The sequence below is a fragment of the Kordia sp. genome (assembly GCF_965283645.1).
Classification (GTDB): Bacteria; Bacteroidota; Bacteroidia; order Flavobacteriales; family Flavobacteriaceae; genus Kordia.
This window is the reverse complement of record NZ_CBDIPG010000001.1, coordinates 4,059,523-4,074,511: the sequence shown is the minus strand read 5'-3', so window position 1 is coordinate 4,074,511 and position 14,989 is coordinate 4,059,523. Positions and strand designations below refer to the sequence as shown.

Here is a 14,989-nt window from a genome sequence, read left to right as displayed (position 1 = left end):
TTTACCTAATTATTTTATCTTTCACATTAACTTTAAACTATCTGAATGCAATTTTTCGCTCGTTTTCTTATCATATCTATGTTACTCTTTTCGTCTTCTATATACGGACAATTGAGCGATTTGGCACGTATTGATTACACGTACATTCCAAAAGCAAAATCAGACGTAGAATATTCACGTTTACGTGCATTATTTAACTATCCTATCAAGCTAAAAAAAGAAGGAACATATATGTTTGTAGGTTTAGATTACAGCAATATTAATTTAAAATCGGATGCTGTTTTTCCATTTGACACTAGAGATTTAAATGATTTTCAATTGCTTGACTTTGCAATTAGCTATACAACTCCACTAAAAAATGATTGGCGCTTAGGGCTTCGTCTCAGACCTGGATTTAGCACAAACTTAGCCGCTAACGCTTTGAGCTTGGAAGATGTTATTATTTCTGGAGATATTATTTTTATTAAAGAAGGTGAATTGAAGTATGGAAAACGGCAAAAATGGATTTTAGGTGTCTATTATTCTGGAAATTCTGGATTTAATTTTCCATTGCCGTACATTACCTATTTTAAAAAATTTGCACCAAATTGGTCAATGAGTTTAGGTGTTCCGAAAACGAATTTACAATATTTTATTTCAGATAAAAATAGACTAAAAGCCTATGCGCAATTAGATGGTTTTACGTCAAACTTACAACGTGATGTTCCAATTATTGAAGGAGAAGCGGCTAGGAGTATTAACATGTCATTAATTGTATCAGGATTACAATACGAATATCATTTTACCGAACAATTACAGTTTTACGCACGTGCGGCTTATATTTTTGCCATTGATAATGAACTTAGAAATGAGCAAAGAGAAACTATTTTTTCTTTAGATAGTAAAGCGAAAATTTACCTGAGAACTGGCGTAAAATTTAAGATTTAAAAACAACGACATACGTATAAAAACAAAAAATGAGCCGAAGCTCATTTTTCTATTTTTAAATACTCATATTGTATCATGGGCAAATAGGCTGTGTTCCATCTGCACATGTACTATTACAAGGAACTTGTGTTAATCCTCTAAACGTAAAGCAATAACATGGCATTGAGTCGTTGTTTCCACCACTTCCGCCACCGCCACCTGGACCAGTAATTGGTTCTGGTGAAAGTCCGCCGTTGATCTCTTTTTGTGTTGTTTTACTTAATGATTCTGTTCCATTAATTTGTAAAATCTTTTTTAACATCGTATAAAGTTTTTGGTTAATGACTTCAAGGTAGGATATTTCTTTTAATTCTTAAAGAAAGTATGCTCGACATTTATAAATTGGGAGCAATTAAAAGAGCGAACCGAAGTTCGCTCTCTATAGTATTAAACGTGTTTAATATACTACATTAACACATACATGACCATGCAGCACATGTCATTGTTTCATCAGTTCCGCCTGTACAACCACCTTGTGACATACAATTACTTCCGTCAATAATTGAAAGATTACAGACGCGAACATCTGCATCCGTCAACGCAAGTTGTAGATTATTATTACGTCCTCCATGGAGTGAAGGCTTAAAACTTGAAACAACTTTCTTGTTTAATGACAACGAATTTAAATTCTTTTTTTTCATACTATAAAGTTTTTTAAGTTAAACTGAATACTGAAAATTAGGAAAGTTTTAGCAGTTGTAAAAAGAAGTATCCTCGCGTTTTATGAATTGTAAGTATAAAAAACAATGTCTTATAAGGTTTTAATTTTCAACTACTTATTAATGGTTCGCAATCCTCTTTTTATAATATATGCTGTTTCTTTTGTAGCTGAATTTTGTTGCCATTCGTTACAAATAGTTTGTACCCAAGTTGGTTGTGATTTGCTGGCATCATTTAACCAATTTGCAACAGCATCTCTTACATATTTGGAAGTATCTGATTGTAATGGTTCTAAAACAGGCAATCCTTTTGCTGGGTTTTCTTGAAAAGCGGCAATCTTCTTTGTCCAAACACCTACAGGTCGTAAAGCTTCTACCGCAAAACGACGTATATTTTCGTCTGTAGCTTTTGTCCAAGGTGTCAAAATCTTAATGGCTGTGTCTAAGTCTTCTATCATGCGTTCTTTACTCGCAAAAATAACCACTTCACGTACACCAAAATGTGTATCTGCCACGTACGGTTTCATTGCACTGAGTAAACTTTTCAACTCATCATGGTGTGTACTTTCTGCCCAGCATGCCCAACAACGTACCAAGTCAGATGTATGTTTTTTAAAATGATCGTAGATGTCTTTATTTCTAGTTAAAATTCCAAGTGTTTCGCCAATAACCTTCGTATTGCTATTTGCTGTTGGCTTTTTTTGTGTATTTACCGCAACTTCAATATCTGTAAACCAAGCTTCTTTCCCAATATCTTTTAAAACCAATTGCAACAATGCCAATTGATCTGTTGCTAACCATTCCATAAGGTTTTTGGTTTCAACCAAACCTTTATTCAAATATGCTATTGCCTCTAGATTGATATCTTTTAAGCTTCTTGCGCCCTTGCGGTTTAAAATATGTGCTGGTATCATATTATGTGTTTCGTTATTTTTGTTGAAATTTCGTTTGTGCAAATTCGCTTTTTGCTAATACTTCTCTTGCGCTATCGTAGCCAATTTTGAATATTTTTTCCAAATTTGCTCTATCAAATGTTCCAAATCTATTTAATTCTTGCGGAGCAATAGCAATATCACAGTATTTAAATTTCCCGTAATCTTCTTGTACCGATTTTAGCATAAATGCACGTTCTACAAGTCCGTACGAGCTTTTTATATCTTTAATTTCGAGTACGTCATATCCACTTACATGAACACCAATAATAACGTCGCATGCTTCTATAAGATATTCCACAGGAAAATTATCCAACACACCGCCATCTATATAATAATGATCATCAATTTTAACTGGTGTAAAAACACCTGGAAACGCCGCAGAAGCTAATATTGGCTTTATCAATTCTCCTTTTTGAAATACTTTGAGTTGTCCGTTTAAAATATCAGTAGCAGTAACTGTCAATTCTTTTTGAAGTCCTTCAAAACTATCTTTTCTAAAATATGTTTTAAACTCTGAATAGTATTTTTCTGCATCTAAAAACCCTGGTTTTCCAAGTGCAAACTTTGTCAAATTCCACACTTTTACACTTTTAAAAAATCGTAGCATTGTTTCCCATGAATATCCATATGCATACAACGCACCTACAATAGCGCCTGCGCTAGAACCAGCTATGTGTGTTGGCACAATACCGTATTCTTCCAACGCTTTAATAGCGCCAACATGTGCTACTCCTTTGCTTCCGCCGCCTGAAAGTGCCAAACCAATTTTCATGATGCTATCGTTTTTATCAGTCATTCAAAAATATAGAAATTAACACGAAATCAAAACAATAAGTATTTCGTTTTTTTAAAAATGATAAGTGAATACACATAGGATTATTTTCTATTTTTTTCCTAATTTTAGGAACTCCAAAAAAACACTATGTTTCAACAAGATCAAGATATATTTAATGTGCTTCTAGGCTCTGTTTCTGAAGGTGTTATTATTGTTGACGAACAGCAAAAAGTAGTAGAAGTAAATGCTGCTGCACAAAAAATGTTTAGATATACGAAAGAAGAACTTATCAAACAGCATCTGAAAATTTTGATTCCACAAAACTATCGTTCTGGTCATGATGCACATTTTAATGGCTTTATGAAGTCAAAAGAACGTCGTCAAATGGGACATGGTCGTGATGTATTTGGCGCGCGAAAAGATGGAAGCATTTTCCCTGTAGAAGCGGGTCTGAATCCTTTTTCTATATACGGAAAAAACTATGTGATGGCTCTGGTAATTGATATTTCTATTCGAAAAGAACATGAAGAGAAAATTCAGGAATTAAATGCTGAGTTGGAGAAAAAAGTGTTGTTACGAACGCAAGAATTAAGCGAAACTATTGAACAATTGGAAGTTGAAAATGCCAAACGTGTAGAAGCTGAAGAAGAAGCTAAAACTGCATTGAAAAGAGAGCAAGAACTCAACGAACTGAAAACAAAATTTTTATCGTTGGTTTCACATGAATTTAAAACACCTTTGAGCGGTATTTTGACTTCAACTATGTTACTTAGCAAATACAAACTGACGGAACAACAGCAAAAACGCGATAAACATATTAAAACCATTACCGACAAAGTACATTATTTAAATAATATTTTGAATGATTTCCTTTCTGTAGAAAAGTTGCAAAAAGGGAAAGTCAATTATAAATTCTCAACGTTTAAAGTGAGTAAGGTTGTGAATGAAGTTGTGTACAATGCAAATATGTTATTGAAAGATGGACAACAGATTAATTATCCTGAAAATATTGATGGTTTTTCGTTGCATCAAGATGAGAAAATTGTAGAATTAGCCTTATCTAATTTGATGCATAACGCCATTAAATATTCTTCCGAAAATACAATTATTGACATTATAATTACACAAGATGCTACAACGACAACACTTCAAGTAAAAGATAATGGAATTGGAATTCCTGAGAAAGATCAAAAGAATATTTTCAATCGTTATTTTAGAGCTGAAAATGCCTTATTAACACAAGGTACAGGTATTGGATTGAATATTGTAAAAGATCATTTAGAAAATTTGCACGGAAGTATTTCATTTAAAAGTACTGAAAATGAAGGCACAATTTTTACGATTATGATTCCTAACAAAGCTACAATATGAAAAAAGTATTATTGATAGAAGATGATGCGGTTTTACGCGAAAATACTGCCGAATTGCTCGAACTTTCTGAGTATAAAGTCACAACCGCACAAAATGGAAAAATTGGAATTGAAGTCGCGCAAAATCTATTACCTGATGTTATTGTTTGTGATATTATGATGCCCGAATTGGACGGTTATGGCGTGTTGGAATTTTTATCGCAACAAGAACATACCAAACATATTCCGTTTATCTTTTTATCTGCAAAAACGGAACGGCAAGATGTTCGAAAAGGAATGGATTTGGGCGCAGATGATTATATTACCAAACCCTTTTCTGAAGGCGAACTCATTAGCGCTATTGAAAGTCGTATCGCGAAAGCATTAATTTTAAAAGAAGAACGCGAAAAATATCAACAAACTAATGTTGTTGAAGATGAAAATGAAATACGAACACTCAACGATCTAAAAAACTTTTTTGATGATAATGGCACCATTTTTACCTGCAGAAAAGATGAAGTCATTTATAACGAAGGACAACATTCAAACTTTATTTATTTGATTTTAAAAGGTGTTGTAAAGTGTCATAAATTGGACGAACAAGGAAAAGAATTAACGACAGCTTTGTACAAAGAAGACGATCTTTTTGGATATACTTCATTTACGCAAAACATGGCATACCAAGAAACTGCAACGGCAATTAAAGAGTTGGAAATTGTTGGTTTGTCTAAAAATGAATTGAGAAGTGTGTTGAATAAAAATCATAAAGTTACGTTGGAATTGATTCAATTGTTAACGGACAATCTTTCCATTGTTAAAGATCAATTGTTACAAATGGCATATAGTTCGGTGTACAAAAAAACAGCCATGACTATTTTAAAGTTTGCTGAAAAACTGAATCATAAACCAAATGACCCGATTAAAATTTCTAGAAACGATTTAGCAAGTGTTGCCGGAATTGCTACAGAAACACTCATCCGAACAATGTCGAGCTTTAAAAAACAAGGATTAATTGCTATTGAAGGACGAAATGTAAAAATTTTAGATCTCCAAAAACTAAAGCAAATTTGTTGATTTTACTACGAAAAATTCAAATATGACGGATATCATATTTTAACTAACTTCTTCCATTTAGATTTGCTTTTAAAGTGTATCTAGATGAAAAATATATTAATACCAACAGACTTTTCAGAGAATTCATGGAACGCCATTGCATACGGATTACAGTTTTTAAAAAATGATACTTGTAATTTTTACCTGCTAAACGTAAACAGATTAGGCAATCTTATTGATGAGGAAATTCGGTATACACCTACACTAGATACTATTGAAACTGTATATGTAAAACCTGCAAAAAAGGAATTACAACGTGTTTTGAAACGAATTAAAACAACGCTTCCTGCAAATAATAAACATCACTTTTATACACTTACAGATCATACTTTTTTTATTGAATCGATTCGAAATCATGTGGTAGAAAAAAAGATCGATTTAATTATTATGGGAACCAAAGGCGCTTCAGGCATCAAAGCGCATATGATCGGAAGCAACACAGGTGCCGTTATTACGAAAGTAAAGTGTAAAACGTTGGTTATTCCTGAAAATGCTCAGTATACAAGCATTCAAGAAATTGCATTTCCGACCGATTTTATTCTGGCATACAACATGCAAACGTTGTCTCCAATCACTGCTATTTTAGATAAAACAAATGCTACTTTGCGTATTCCGCATATTACAACAAAAAATGAGCATTTAAACACCAATCAACAAACAAACAAAGAGTTGTTGGAAGATTTTTTTGATCAGTATCAGCATAGTTTTCACTTTTTAACCAATCGGAATGTTGAAGACGCTGTGCAAAATTTTACAGAAAAAAGCAATACTGATTTGATGGTAATGGTTGCTAAAAACTTAAACTATTTCCAACAGATTCTATTTCATTCCAAAGTAGAGAAAATTAGCTATCATACCGACATTCCATTTTTGGTATTACATGAATAAAGTCTGCTAAACTCACCAATTGCAGTATACTATAGCATAATTTTATATTGCTACAGCATTTGAGTCAATAGTAAAATGATATCCGTCAATCTAACCTAGAACGCTTTGATATCTTTGTTTTAAATTAATTAAGAATTAAAAAACTATACATATTATGAAACAAGGACAAGAAGATTTCGATTTTATTAAAGATGAAGAAAAAAAACAAGGAAACTACATTTTTCAGAATAACAAAAAAACAAAATTTGCTTTTTACTTTATTGCTGCAGTAATCGCATTTTTAATTTTTGCAGTTGCCTTAACTATAAATATTTCATAATTACTGAATCATCATATTTTTGATGATTTCTCTACTTTACGCACACTTACACTTATGGTTGCTTTTCACTCAAATATTTCCAGTAACGTTTGGGTACATGTCGCACATGCAACAACATGTTTTTGCGCGATTCAATGTTGGTACTTTTAAAATAATTTTGCCACAACTCTTGAAATTCTAACTCTTCATTTGCAAAAAAGTCGCTAGATGTTTTTGTAAAATCGAAGTGTTTGGGAAACTCCATTGCAACAATTTCTACTGTATCTAAATTATAATACAAGCCGTATTTTCGCTTGCTATCGTAAATCATCCACTTCTGATCTGCATAACGTGATTTGAAGTGTTTTGAAATTAATGGCAATACATTGAAATCAGGTTCAATACTTGCAAAATATAAATCATCTTTTGTGAGTCTGAAACGTACAAACGCTTCCATTCGATGTTTTTCACGACCGACACTTTTGGTGATTTTAGAAATTTTCAACACTGTTATATTGGAAAAATCTTTTTCTATATTTTCTTTCGAATTGAAAACTTGCCGTATATAATCAAGTAGTAAATTTTCAACTGAACTTTCTTCACTTAAAAACGAATAATACATTTGATTTAAACCATATGAAGTTAATTTTTTCTTCAAACCTTTCCAAACTCTATCTGCATGTTCTTTTGAGGAAATTACATCTTCTACTTCTCCAAAAATAGATTGTTGAACTTTATCAATTTCTTGAATATCAACATCCGTCAATTTTTCCTCGTAAATTTTAAAAACTACACTTAAAAAACCTTCAAACGAACTATCATATGTCAATACTTTTTGCATTATCCAAATAAATTTAGTTGACTACTAGTTGCATTTCGGAATTTACTCTTCGAGTTCTGCAGAATTAATCCTTTAATGGTGGCAGGTTGTAAATCGCGACGTTCAAACTGATTGGAATTACACACTACGAAAAATTTTGCTCTATTGAGCGCAACACCTAAACGTTTTAAGTGTTCCCAATTGAGTTGTCTAAATTTACGTGCATGCAATATTTTATGCACTGAGCGCATTCCCAAACCTGGCACTCTTGCTAACATTCGCTTGTCTGCACGATTGATATCTACAGGAAACTCATGAATATTTCGCAATGCCCAACCTAATTTCGGATCAATATCTAAGTCTAAATGTTGATGATTTACATTTAAAATTTCACTTACATCAAATCCATAAAAACGCATCAGCCAATCGGTTTGATAGAGTCTATTTTCGCGTAACATTGGTACTTCTGTACCAATTTGCGGCAATCGACTGTCGTAACTTATTGGCACATATCCTGAATAATATACGCGCTTTAGGTTGAATTTTTTATAGAAGAAATCAGAAGCCGTCATGATTTGATAATCATTTTCACCACTTGCACCAATAATCATCTGTGTACTTTGTCCTGCTGGCGCGTATTTTGGAGTGCTTTTGATGATTTTTTTCTCAGCTTTGTATTGAATGATTTCATTTTTGACTTTTTTCATCGGCTTGATGAAGTCTTCTCTATTTTTATCTGGCGCAAGCCTTTTTAAGCCTTCACGTGTTGGAATTTCAATATTTACACTCAATCTGTCCGCATATAAACCTGCTTCACGCATGAGTTCGTCAGATGCGCCTGGAATTGATTTTAGGTGAATATATCCATTAAAGTTTTCTTCTAAGCGTAACTTTTTAGCCACCGCAACCAAACGTTCCATTGTATAATCGGCATTTTTGAAGATTCCAGAACTTAAAAACAGACCTTCAATATAGTTTCGACGGTAAAAATTAATCGTTAAATCGACTACTTCTTGCACTTTAAAAGCCGCACGCTTAATGTCATTACTTTTTCGTGTAACGCAATAAGCACAGTCAAAAATACAGTGATTGGTTAGTAATATTTTCAATAGTGAAACACAACGTCCGTCTTCTGTATATGTATGGCAAATTCCCATGCCAGTGGAATCGCCTAAGCCTTTATTTTTGTTTGCTCGATTGCTTCCGCTTGATGAGCATGAAACATCATATTTTGCAGCATCAGCTAAGATGTTTAGTTTTTCTTTGATTCGTTCAAATGACATGAAATCGTTCCTCCTATTTGTTGAATTGTAGTAATGTATGTAGTGGCAACAAATATAAACATTTTACAGATACAATTAAAACATATGTGAAAATTTCTCTGTTAAATGTTTTTTAACATCATTTTCAACAAATTCAGTAAATTCAGTAAATTATAATGCTTTTGCTCGCAACTTCAACGATTTGTGAAAATTTGGTGTATATGTTTCAAGTAATAACTTCAGTGCTTTTTCGTTTGGTTGCAATTCACTTTCACTAGCTTCAGGAAGTTCGTCTGCCATTTTAAAATATGGTTCTATTTTTCCGTCTAAGAAACATTCTGAAATTACAGGATGTACGTAGTATTTTCGGCACACAGTTCGTGTATTATTTAGTGCTTCTGCAGCAGCATCAATACTTGCTAATACTTGTTTTTCTTTTATTTTCATATCATTGGCATGCGGAACATTGGCAAGCGTTTCAAAGGAAATTAAAGAAGCCGCCCAAGTTCGGAAATCTTTTGCAGAAAATATATCACCACATAAATCATGAATGTATTCATTTACCATTCCGCTATCAATCGAATGTTTGTTGCCATCATTGTCATAATACTGAAAAAGTTCCCAACCCGGAATTTCTTCACATCTATTTATCAGTCGTGTCAACTTTTTATTTTTGATCGTAACTTTATGTTCTTTCCCCTTTTTTCCAATATATTGTAACGTAAATTTTTCTTTAAAAATTTGTAAATGCCGTGTTCGCATTGTTGATAGTCCATACGTTTTGTTCTTTTTTGTATAGTAACTATTTCCGATACGTATGTGTGACTCTTCCAGTAATTTTATGACAATTGCTAAAACTTTTGTTCGTGTCCATTGCTTTTGCTCAATGTCTATATTTACCTGTTTTCTAAGCTTTGGCAACGCGTCAGCAAATGCTACCATTTTAAAAAACTTTGTCTGATTTCTAATTCGTTGCCACTTTGGATGGTAACGGTATTGCTTTCTATTTTTGTCATCTCTTCCTGTAGCTTGTAAATGGGCATTGTCCAAACTTGCAATTCTTACTTTTCTCCAAGCTGGCGGTATGACTAAATCTTTCAATCGTTGTAACTCTACTTCATTCGTAATCTCTTTTCCTCTTTTCGTATATATAAAGTCTTTGTGCTTGCGTTCTCTTTTTATCGTTAATATTTCAGGCGTTGTATATGTTAAGTCATATAAATCAATAATTTCTTCCGGCTGAGAGAGCAACGCTTTTATAAATTCTTTAGTCAACTTCTGTTTTTTCATACCTTATTTTGAGTTACACCTTTCATATTATATACTATTGGAATCTAAAATTAGAGAAAAAAGTGATTAAAATGACCGCATTTTTTATTTGAGTCAAGGTTAATTTTTTTTAAGTCAATCTAAAAAACGTATCAAGGGTATATTTGTATCATCAAATCGGCGCTGGATTTTAGATATAAAATTTGTTTAACCAAAAATAAGAAAATGAAAAAGATTATATTATCAGTTGCTACATTATCACTTTTATTCGTAACAAGTTGTGATGTAAAGCAAACGCAAGAAACAAAATTACCAGATGTAGATGTTGCTGTTGAAGAAGGTCAACTTCCGTCTTTTGATGTTGAATGGGCAGATATAAATGTAGGTACAAGAACAAAAACTGTGGAAGTTCCTAAAGTTGTTGTTGTTATGGAAGAAGTGGAAGTTGAAGTTCCATATGTAGATGTTGACATGCCAGATGAATTTGGAGAAAAAGAAGAGCGTACTATACTGGTAGAAGCTGAAGTTGATGATGTAGAACATGAAATTAATATTGACAAAGTATATGCTAGCAAGAACAATTTAATTGTTGTTTCTACTTTAGAAAAAGGAGACAAAAGCTTAGCTGATAAAAAAGTACGTATCTCAGATCAAATTACGATGAACGCACCAGATTTAAATGTAAAACATTACATCGTTGGTGAACGCCCAAATAGAGTATTTAATACAGCTTACAAATATTTTGCAGACGAAGATGCTTTGGAAGAAAAGCTAGAAGGTTATACTGAAATTTATTCGGATTAATCTGAGTTTTTTCAAACCAAAAAAAGAAAAAGAAAAAGAAAAAAATCACGATAGCTTTGGTTTTAATTGAAGTTATCTCTTAAAAAAAAATTGCTATGAAAATTTTTGAAGCTATTAGAAAAGATCACGATATACAACGTAAGTTGTTTGATGAATTAATTGAAACTTCTGGAGATAGCGAACGAAGAACACAACTCTTTGAAGCGCTTAAGCACGAATTGAAAATTCATGAAGATGCTGAAGAACGCCATTTTTACAAGCCTTTAATTAGTGATGATATGATGCAGGAACATGCACGTCATGGAATTGCAGAACATCATGAGATTGATGAATTAGTAGAAAAATTAGAAGAAACAGAACAAGATTCTTCTGCTTGGCTAAAGTACGCCAAAGATTTACAACACAAAGTTCTACATCATTTAGAAGATGAAGAACGCACCTTTTTTCAGTTATCAGGAAAAGTATTATCCGAAAAACAAAAAGAGGAATTAGCAACAAAGTACGTTGCATTTATGGACGAATGTCGTAACGGAGTTGCCAAATAAAAATTACTTATTAACACTAAAAAAAAGAAAAAAAATTATGTACGATTACAGAAAAGAATTAGGAAGTAAATTGAATAACCTTTTAGAAAAAAATTATGATGCCGAAAAAGGATATAAAAAAGCGGCAGAAAACGCTAAATCAGAAAATTTAAAGAGATTTTTTGAGCGCAAATCAGCTGAGCGTTACAATTTTGGTCATGAGATTAAAGAAAATTTAAAAACTATTAACCAAGAGCCAGACAAAGGCGGAAGTGTTGCTGGAGCGGCACACAGAACTTGGATGGATGTAAAATCTTGGTTTACCTCAGAAACGGATGAAGCTATGCTAGAAGCCGCTATTACTGGTGAAAAAGCTGCTTTAGAAGAATATAATGAAGTATTGAGTGTAGAAAATGAACCACATATTCCAGCAGCAATGATGGGCGTTTTAGGAAAACAACGAACGGTAATTAAGTCAGAGTTGGAAACAATTAAGAGATTAGAAGATATTGCAGGATAATCTATCTTGTTTACATATACTATCAAAAAAACCTTCTTGAAATATCAAGAAGGTTTTTTTGGTTTTGCCCGAAACTCAACATATAGTGTAGCTTCGATTGTTATTGTTATACTGTTTAATAAATTTCAACAACAAACATAAAGTTATCATTGTTTCGATTTCTCAAATTGGGCATTGGTTTGTTAAATTTTATCTTCGGTAAAACTTGTGTCACAACAAACGTACTTCCGCAAATTGAAGGATGTTTCGGGTTGAAACTAATTTTATCAGGATTGGCACGTGCCAGTTGTTGATGAAAGAAATATACACGTTGACCAACTCTTGGTTTTTTTCCAATGAAAGAAATTTGATCCGTATATCTGACAACTACTTTTGATATTTGACCACCTTTTTTGGGTCTGAAAGCATTTGTATCTGTGTTTTTTGGCGGACCAGTATTTGTAGTTGTAGTTCCTGTTGAGCTACTAGTAGAGTTTACCGCAGTTGGTTTCCAAACAATGCGTGGACTTAACGCTGTCGCTTGTATTAACGGAGTATTGTTTTTGTCTGAACCGATTCCTATAAACATAGATGTCATATTATTTTGCACCAACATACCTCCGCCAGCAAGTTTTATCAATCTCCATACAGCTCCAGCACCAGGTTTATCTGTTTGCTTAATTCTAGAACCTCTTTGTTTGGCTCCAAAGTTTGCTAAATACATTTTAGAATCCCGATTTAGAATTCTGTACAATCCATCATTTCCGTATGGGATAAATCGCCAATGACCACCAGTTGCAATACTTTGTTTCGCTATCATTACAGCACCTGACTGTTTTTGACCGTTGTTTGCCATTTTACCTTTATTCTTGGCGTTTTCAAGCTTATACCATTTGTTTGTATCTACAATATTTTGTGCATTTACAGCTAAGGTAAAACCAACAAAAAGTACGAATATGCTTATTATTTTCTTCATTAAATTACGTTTTGGTTATATTATTATTTTTCATGGATTAACAAACTAGTCATTTTTTAATTCATGAAAAATTAATACAGCTTAAGTGTAGGTAAATCAGACAAATGAACATCGTAGTTAGCTATCAAATTTCAATTCCAAGCTTCTTTTTAAATAGAAAACTGTCAATATTTTGCAGGAATAAATAGTATATTTAGAAAGAATAATCAAATTCTACTAATAATTCTCATTCAACATGAAAGCAGCTGAACAGTTTAAAATGTATGCGGACCAATGGTTAGCCAATAATTCTGAATATGTAGTACCTATTATCGGTAGTGGCGTTAATATGCAAGCCGCTAGCATGGAAGGCTCCAAGGAACAACTAGATTGGGAAAAGTTGATTTCCGATATTGTAAAAGAATGTGGTGTTACAGATCCGAAATTGCTAGAATTACCAGAATCATTTATTAGAAAATGGGAAACGGTTTTACGAGTTTATGCTATAAATACAAAAGGCTATATGCCGTATAAGGCAGAACATACTTTACAAAAAAAGGTGCAAGAAATTTTAAACAATTTTGAAGAGCGCAGTAAAGATTACAGTTTGTATAAAAAGATATTGGATAGTGGTTTTAAAGATATTATTTCTTTAAACTTTGATCGTTGTTTGTCTTTGGCTGGTAATTCGAATACTATAAAATCATTTCCTGATGAAAAAAGTAAAGATGCAATGCCATTGTACAGACATAGTATTATAAAAAATGCTCAAAAAACCCGCATATGGTATCCACATGGAGATACAAAACGATTTGATACTATTAAATTAGGAATTAGAAAGTATGGAATGTATATCAATTGGGTTGAAAATTTACGCGGAACGTATATGGAAAAATGGTACGAAGAAGATACTTTGTATTGTAGATATAATAGACGAAGTTGGATTCCGCCAACGGAGTGGGATAAAATTGTTAGAACGTGGACTACGCCAGCAAGTTGGGTGAATGTATTTAAAAGTGCTCCACTTTTGTTTATTGGTTGTAGTTTACTGAATGACGAATGGCCTTTGTGGTACTTGCTGAATCAAAGAGCGCGGCAAACTGCTTTTTTAGATCAAAAAGGCTCACCTGATACCAGACCCGAAACAATTATCTTATCTGCTGGCTCTGAACGACCTGCGCATTTACAAAAAGAACCTGAATATATTATTAATATTCACTTTGATACGTATGATGAAATGTGGGAAACTGTATTAAACTTTTTTGAAAATAGTCGCTTAGCGAATAATTGATTGGGTTGAAAAAATAAAGCGAACTAAGGTTCGCTTTACAAATTACGTCCTGTTTTAGAATATTTTTTACAAGAAAACACAAATTCTGTTTACACATCTTGATGCTCTATCAATAAAAAAACAATCTGATCTACGAACACATCCTATAGGAAATTGAATTCCTCCATTGATGCTTCCTTGTTCTTTTTTGTGAAGCTCTTGCGCTCCTTTTACATTTAAAATTGATTTCAACATGATTTAATTTTTTGGTTATATTAAAAAATATGAAATTTACTTTTTACTCATGTACGGGAAAGCCGTAATTATTCTCAGAAATTAGTTCACACATCATGTAATAAAAAAAGCTTCATATTTCTATGAAGCCCTGTCAGATATAATATGTTACTACTTTGTTTTTTTAAATAGAATCATCACATGTTCTATTACCATACGTTAGTACAGTTGTTCCCCAACAATCTATTAATTCGCTACCGCCTTCCGAAGGTGCTTCTTCACTTGCACATTCTGCAGAACTACATAGGTAGTGATATCCAGACATACCTCCCATTATTTGTTCTGGGTGATTTAAATTTGAAATGAATT

19 protein-coding genes are annotated in these 14,989 nt (G+C 32.8%); 9 read left to right on the top strand and 10 right to left on the bottom strand.

The window, feature by feature from the left end; translation table 11 throughout:
- The first annotated feature begins 45 nt into the window (after nucleotides 1-45).
- Nucleotides 46-927 carry a DUF6268 family outer membrane beta-barrel protein gene (locus ACQ654_RS18080; RefSeq protein WP_430411744.1) on the top strand — a complete coding sequence of 294 codons (882 nt, stop codon included), beginning with the start codon at nucleotides 46-48 and terminating at the stop codon, nucleotides 925-927.
- A gap of 73 nt (nucleotides 928-1,000) precedes the next feature.
- On the opposite strand, the gene ACQ654_RS18075 is transcribed toward ACQ654_RS18080, so the two are convergent.
- The 4 genes from ACQ654_RS18075 to ACQ654_RS18060 form a co-directional block, all read right to left on the bottom strand.
- Complete coding sequence (locus ACQ654_RS18075) at nucleotides 1,001-1,228, bottom strand: hypothetical protein (protein ID WP_430411743.1); 228 nt, start codon at nucleotides 1,226-1,228, stop codon at nucleotides 1,001-1,003.
- Nucleotides 1,229-1,376: 148 nt separating this feature from the next.
- Nucleotides 1,377-1,607, bottom strand: coding sequence for a hypothetical protein (locus ACQ654_RS18070; protein WP_430411742.1), 231 nt, complete (start codon nucleotides 1,605-1,607; stop codon nucleotides 1,377-1,379).
- A gap of 131 nt (nucleotides 1,608-1,738) precedes the next feature.
- The gene (locus ACQ654_RS18065; RefSeq protein ID WP_430411741.1) at nucleotides 1,739-2,539 is read right to left on the bottom strand and encodes a DNA alkylation repair protein; all 801 of its coding nucleotides are present in this window, start codon (nucleotides 2,537-2,539) and stop codon (nucleotides 1,739-1,741) included.
- A 13-nt stretch (nucleotides 2,540-2,552) separates the two neighbouring features.
- Nucleotides 2,553-3,332 carry a patatin-like phospholipase family protein gene (locus ACQ654_RS18060; RefSeq protein ID WP_430411740.1) on the bottom strand — a complete coding sequence of 260 codons (780 nt, stop codon included), beginning with the start codon at nucleotides 3,330-3,332 and terminating at the stop codon, nucleotides 2,553-2,555.
- Between the two features lie 150 nt (nucleotides 3,333-3,482).
- Between ACQ654_RS18060 and ACQ654_RS18055 the strand changes: the two genes are divergently transcribed.
- The 4 genes from ACQ654_RS18055 to ACQ654_RS18040 all read left to right on the top strand — a co-directional run bounded on the left by ACQ654_RS18055 (nucleotide 3,483) and on the right by ACQ654_RS18040 (nucleotide 7,004).
- On the top strand, nucleotides 3,483-4,706 hold the full coding sequence (locus ACQ654_RS18055; RefSeq protein ID WP_430411739.1) for a PAS domain-containing sensor histidine kinase: 1,224 nt from the start codon (nucleotides 3,483-3,485) through the stop codon (nucleotides 4,704-4,706).
- The gene (locus tag ACQ654_RS18050; RefSeq protein WP_430411738.1) at nucleotides 4,703-5,758 is read left to right on the top strand and encodes a response regulator; all 1,056 of its coding nucleotides are present in this window, start codon (nucleotides 4,703-4,705) and stop codon (nucleotides 5,756-5,758) included. Before ACQ654_RS18055 ends, ACQ654_RS18050 begins: the two co-directional genes overlap by 4 nt.
- Nucleotides 5,759-5,842: 84 nt before the next feature.
- Nucleotides 5,843-6,685 (top strand): universal stress protein, encoded by an 843-nt coding sequence (locus ACQ654_RS18045; protein WP_430411737.1) that lies wholly within the window; start codon nucleotides 5,843-5,845, stop codon nucleotides 6,683-6,685.
- A gap of 154 nt (nucleotides 6,686-6,839) precedes the next feature.
- Nucleotides 6,840-7,004 carry a hypothetical protein gene (locus ACQ654_RS18040; protein ID WP_430411736.1) on the top strand — a complete coding sequence of 55 codons (165 nt, stop codon included), beginning with the start codon at nucleotides 6,840-6,842 and terminating at the stop codon, nucleotides 7,002-7,004.
- Nucleotides 7,005-7,056: 52 nt separating this feature from the next.
- On the opposite strand, the gene ACQ654_RS18035 is transcribed toward ACQ654_RS18040, so the two are convergent.
- From ACQ654_RS18035 to ACQ654_RS18025, 3 genes are all read right to left on the bottom strand, one after another.
- Entirely contained in the window at nucleotides 7,057-7,824 is a 768-nt protein-coding gene (locus tag ACQ654_RS18035; RefSeq protein WP_430411735.1) for a TIGR03915 family putative DNA repair protein, read from the bottom strand.
- Nucleotides 7,824-9,086, bottom strand: coding sequence for a putative DNA modification/repair radical SAM protein (locus ACQ654_RS18030; protein WP_430411734.1), 1,263 nt, complete (start codon nucleotides 9,084-9,086; stop codon nucleotides 7,824-7,826). Before ACQ654_RS18030 ends, ACQ654_RS18035 begins: the two co-directional genes overlap by 1 nt.
- Nucleotides 9,087-9,236: 150 nt before the next feature.
- On the bottom strand, nucleotides 9,237-10,355 hold the full coding sequence (locus tag ACQ654_RS18025; protein WP_430411733.1) for a DNA topoisomerase IB: 1,119 nt from the start codon (nucleotides 10,353-10,355) through the stop codon (nucleotides 9,237-9,239).
- 204 nt (nucleotides 10,356-10,559) lie between these two features.
- Here ACQ654_RS18025 and ACQ654_RS18020 point away from each other — a divergent pair, with 204 nt between their 5' ends.
- The 3 genes from ACQ654_RS18020 (at nucleotide 10,560) to ACQ654_RS18010 (ending at nucleotide 12,182) form a co-directional block, all read left to right on the top strand.
- Nucleotides 10,560-11,138: a hypothetical protein gene (locus tag ACQ654_RS18020; protein WP_430411732.1), complete on the top strand. Its 579-nt coding sequence runs from the start codon at nucleotides 10,560-10,562 to the stop codon at nucleotides 11,136-11,138.
- Between the two features lie 95 nt (nucleotides 11,139-11,233).
- The gene (locus tag ACQ654_RS18015; protein WP_430411731.1) at nucleotides 11,234-11,683 is read left to right on the top strand and encodes a hemerythrin domain-containing protein; all 450 of its coding nucleotides are present in this window, start codon (nucleotides 11,234-11,236) and stop codon (nucleotides 11,681-11,683) included.
- Nucleotides 11,684-11,720: 37 nt separating this feature from the next.
- Nucleotides 11,721-12,182: a ferritin-like domain-containing protein gene (locus ACQ654_RS18010; RefSeq protein ID WP_430411730.1), complete on the top strand. Its 462-nt coding sequence runs from the start codon at nucleotides 11,721-11,723 to the stop codon at nucleotides 12,180-12,182.
- Between the two features lie 115 nt (nucleotides 12,183-12,297).
- Here ACQ654_RS18010 and ACQ654_RS18005 read toward each other — a convergent pair whose 3' ends face one another.
- Nucleotides 12,298-13,137, bottom strand: coding sequence for an RICIN domain-containing protein (locus tag ACQ654_RS18005; protein WP_430411729.1), 840 nt, complete (start codon nucleotides 13,135-13,137; stop codon nucleotides 12,298-12,300).
- 235 nt (nucleotides 13,138-13,372) lie between these two features.
- On the opposite strand from ACQ654_RS18005, the gene ACQ654_RS18000 reads away from it, so the two are divergent.
- Nucleotides 13,373-14,407 carry an SIR2 family protein gene (locus ACQ654_RS18000; RefSeq protein ID WP_430411728.1) on the top strand — a complete coding sequence of 345 codons (1,035 nt, stop codon included), beginning with the start codon at nucleotides 13,373-13,375 and terminating at the stop codon, nucleotides 14,405-14,407.
- Nucleotides 14,408-14,473: 66 nt separating this feature from the next.
- Here ACQ654_RS18000 and ACQ654_RS17995 read toward each other — a convergent pair whose 3' ends face one another.
- Together ACQ654_RS17995 and ACQ654_RS17990 are read right to left on the bottom strand one after the other, a co-directional pair.
- Nucleotides 14,474-14,641: a hypothetical protein gene (locus ACQ654_RS17995; protein ID WP_430411727.1), complete on the bottom strand. Its 168-nt coding sequence runs from the start codon at nucleotides 14,639-14,641 to the stop codon at nucleotides 14,474-14,476.
- A gap of 163 nt (nucleotides 14,642-14,804) precedes the next feature.
- Complete coding sequence (locus tag ACQ654_RS17990) at nucleotides 14,805-14,945, bottom strand: hypothetical protein (protein WP_430411726.1); 141 nt, start codon at nucleotides 14,943-14,945, stop codon at nucleotides 14,805-14,807.
- Nucleotides 14,946-14,989: the final 44 nt, after the last annotated feature.

Coding starts and splice junctions, on each gene's coding strand:
- ACQ654_RS18080 (WP_430411744.1), top strand. CDS start 46: ATGCAATTTTTCGCTCGTTTTCTTATCATATCTATGTTACTCTTTTCG.
- ACQ654_RS18005 (WP_430411729.1), bottom strand. CDS start 13,137: ATGAAGAAAATAATAAGCATATTCGTACTTTTTGTTGGTTTTACCTTA.
- ACQ654_RS18030 (WP_430411734.1), bottom strand. CDS start 9,086: ATGTCATTTGAACGAATCAAAGAAAAACTAAACATCTTAGCTGATGCT.
- ACQ654_RS18040 (WP_430411736.1), top strand. CDS start 6,840: ATGAAACAAGGACAAGAAGATTTCGATTTTATTAAAGATGAAGAAAAA.
- ACQ654_RS18060 (WP_430411740.1), bottom strand. CDS start 3,332: ATGAAAATTGGTTTGGCACTTTCAGGCGGCGGAAGCAAAGGAGTAGCA.
- ACQ654_RS18020 (WP_430411732.1), top strand. CDS start 10,560: ATGAAAAAGATTATATTATCAGTTGCTACATTATCACTTTTATTCGTA.
- ACQ654_RS17990 (WP_430411726.1), bottom strand. CDS start 14,945: ATGTCTGGATATCACTACCTATGTAGTTCTGCAGAATGTGCAAGTGAA.
- ACQ654_RS18000 (WP_430411728.1), top strand. CDS start 13,373: ATGAAAGCAGCTGAACAGTTTAAAATGTATGCGGACCAATGGTTAGCC.
- ACQ654_RS18010 (WP_430411730.1), top strand. CDS start 11,721: ATGTACGATTACAGAAAAGAATTAGGAAGTAAATTGAATAACCTTTTA.
- ACQ654_RS18070 (WP_430411742.1), bottom strand. CDS start 1,607: ATGAAAAAAAAGAATTTAAATTCGTTGTCATTAAACAAGAAAGTTGTT.
- ACQ654_RS18045 (WP_430411737.1), top strand. CDS start 5,843: ATGAAAAATATATTAATACCAACAGACTTTTCAGAGAATTCATGGAAC.
- ACQ654_RS17995 (WP_430411727.1), bottom strand. CDS start 14,641: ATGTTGAAATCAATTTTAAATGTAAAAGGAGCGCAAGAGCTTCACAAA.
- ACQ654_RS18015 (WP_430411731.1), top strand. CDS start 11,234: ATGAAAATTTTTGAAGCTATTAGAAAAGATCACGATATACAACGTAAG.
- ACQ654_RS18075 (WP_430411743.1), bottom strand. CDS start 1,228: ATGTTAAAAAAGATTTTACAAATTAATGGAACAGAATCATTAAGTAAA.
- ACQ654_RS18050 (WP_430411738.1), top strand. CDS start 4,703: ATGAAAAAAGTATTATTGATAGAAGATGATGCGGTTTTACGCGAAAAT.
- ACQ654_RS18065 (WP_430411741.1), bottom strand. CDS start 2,539: ATGATACCAGCACATATTTTAAACCGCAAGGGCGCAAGAAGCTTAAAA.
- ACQ654_RS18055 (WP_430411739.1), top strand. CDS start 3,483: ATGTTTCAACAAGATCAAGATATATTTAATGTGCTTCTAGGCTCTGTT.
- ACQ654_RS18035 (WP_430411735.1), bottom strand. CDS start 7,824: ATGCAAAAAGTATTGACATATGATAGTTCGTTTGAAGGTTTTTTAAGT.
- ACQ654_RS18025 (WP_430411733.1), bottom strand. CDS start 10,355: ATGAAAAAACAGAAGTTGACTAAAGAATTTATAAAAGCGTTGCTCTCT.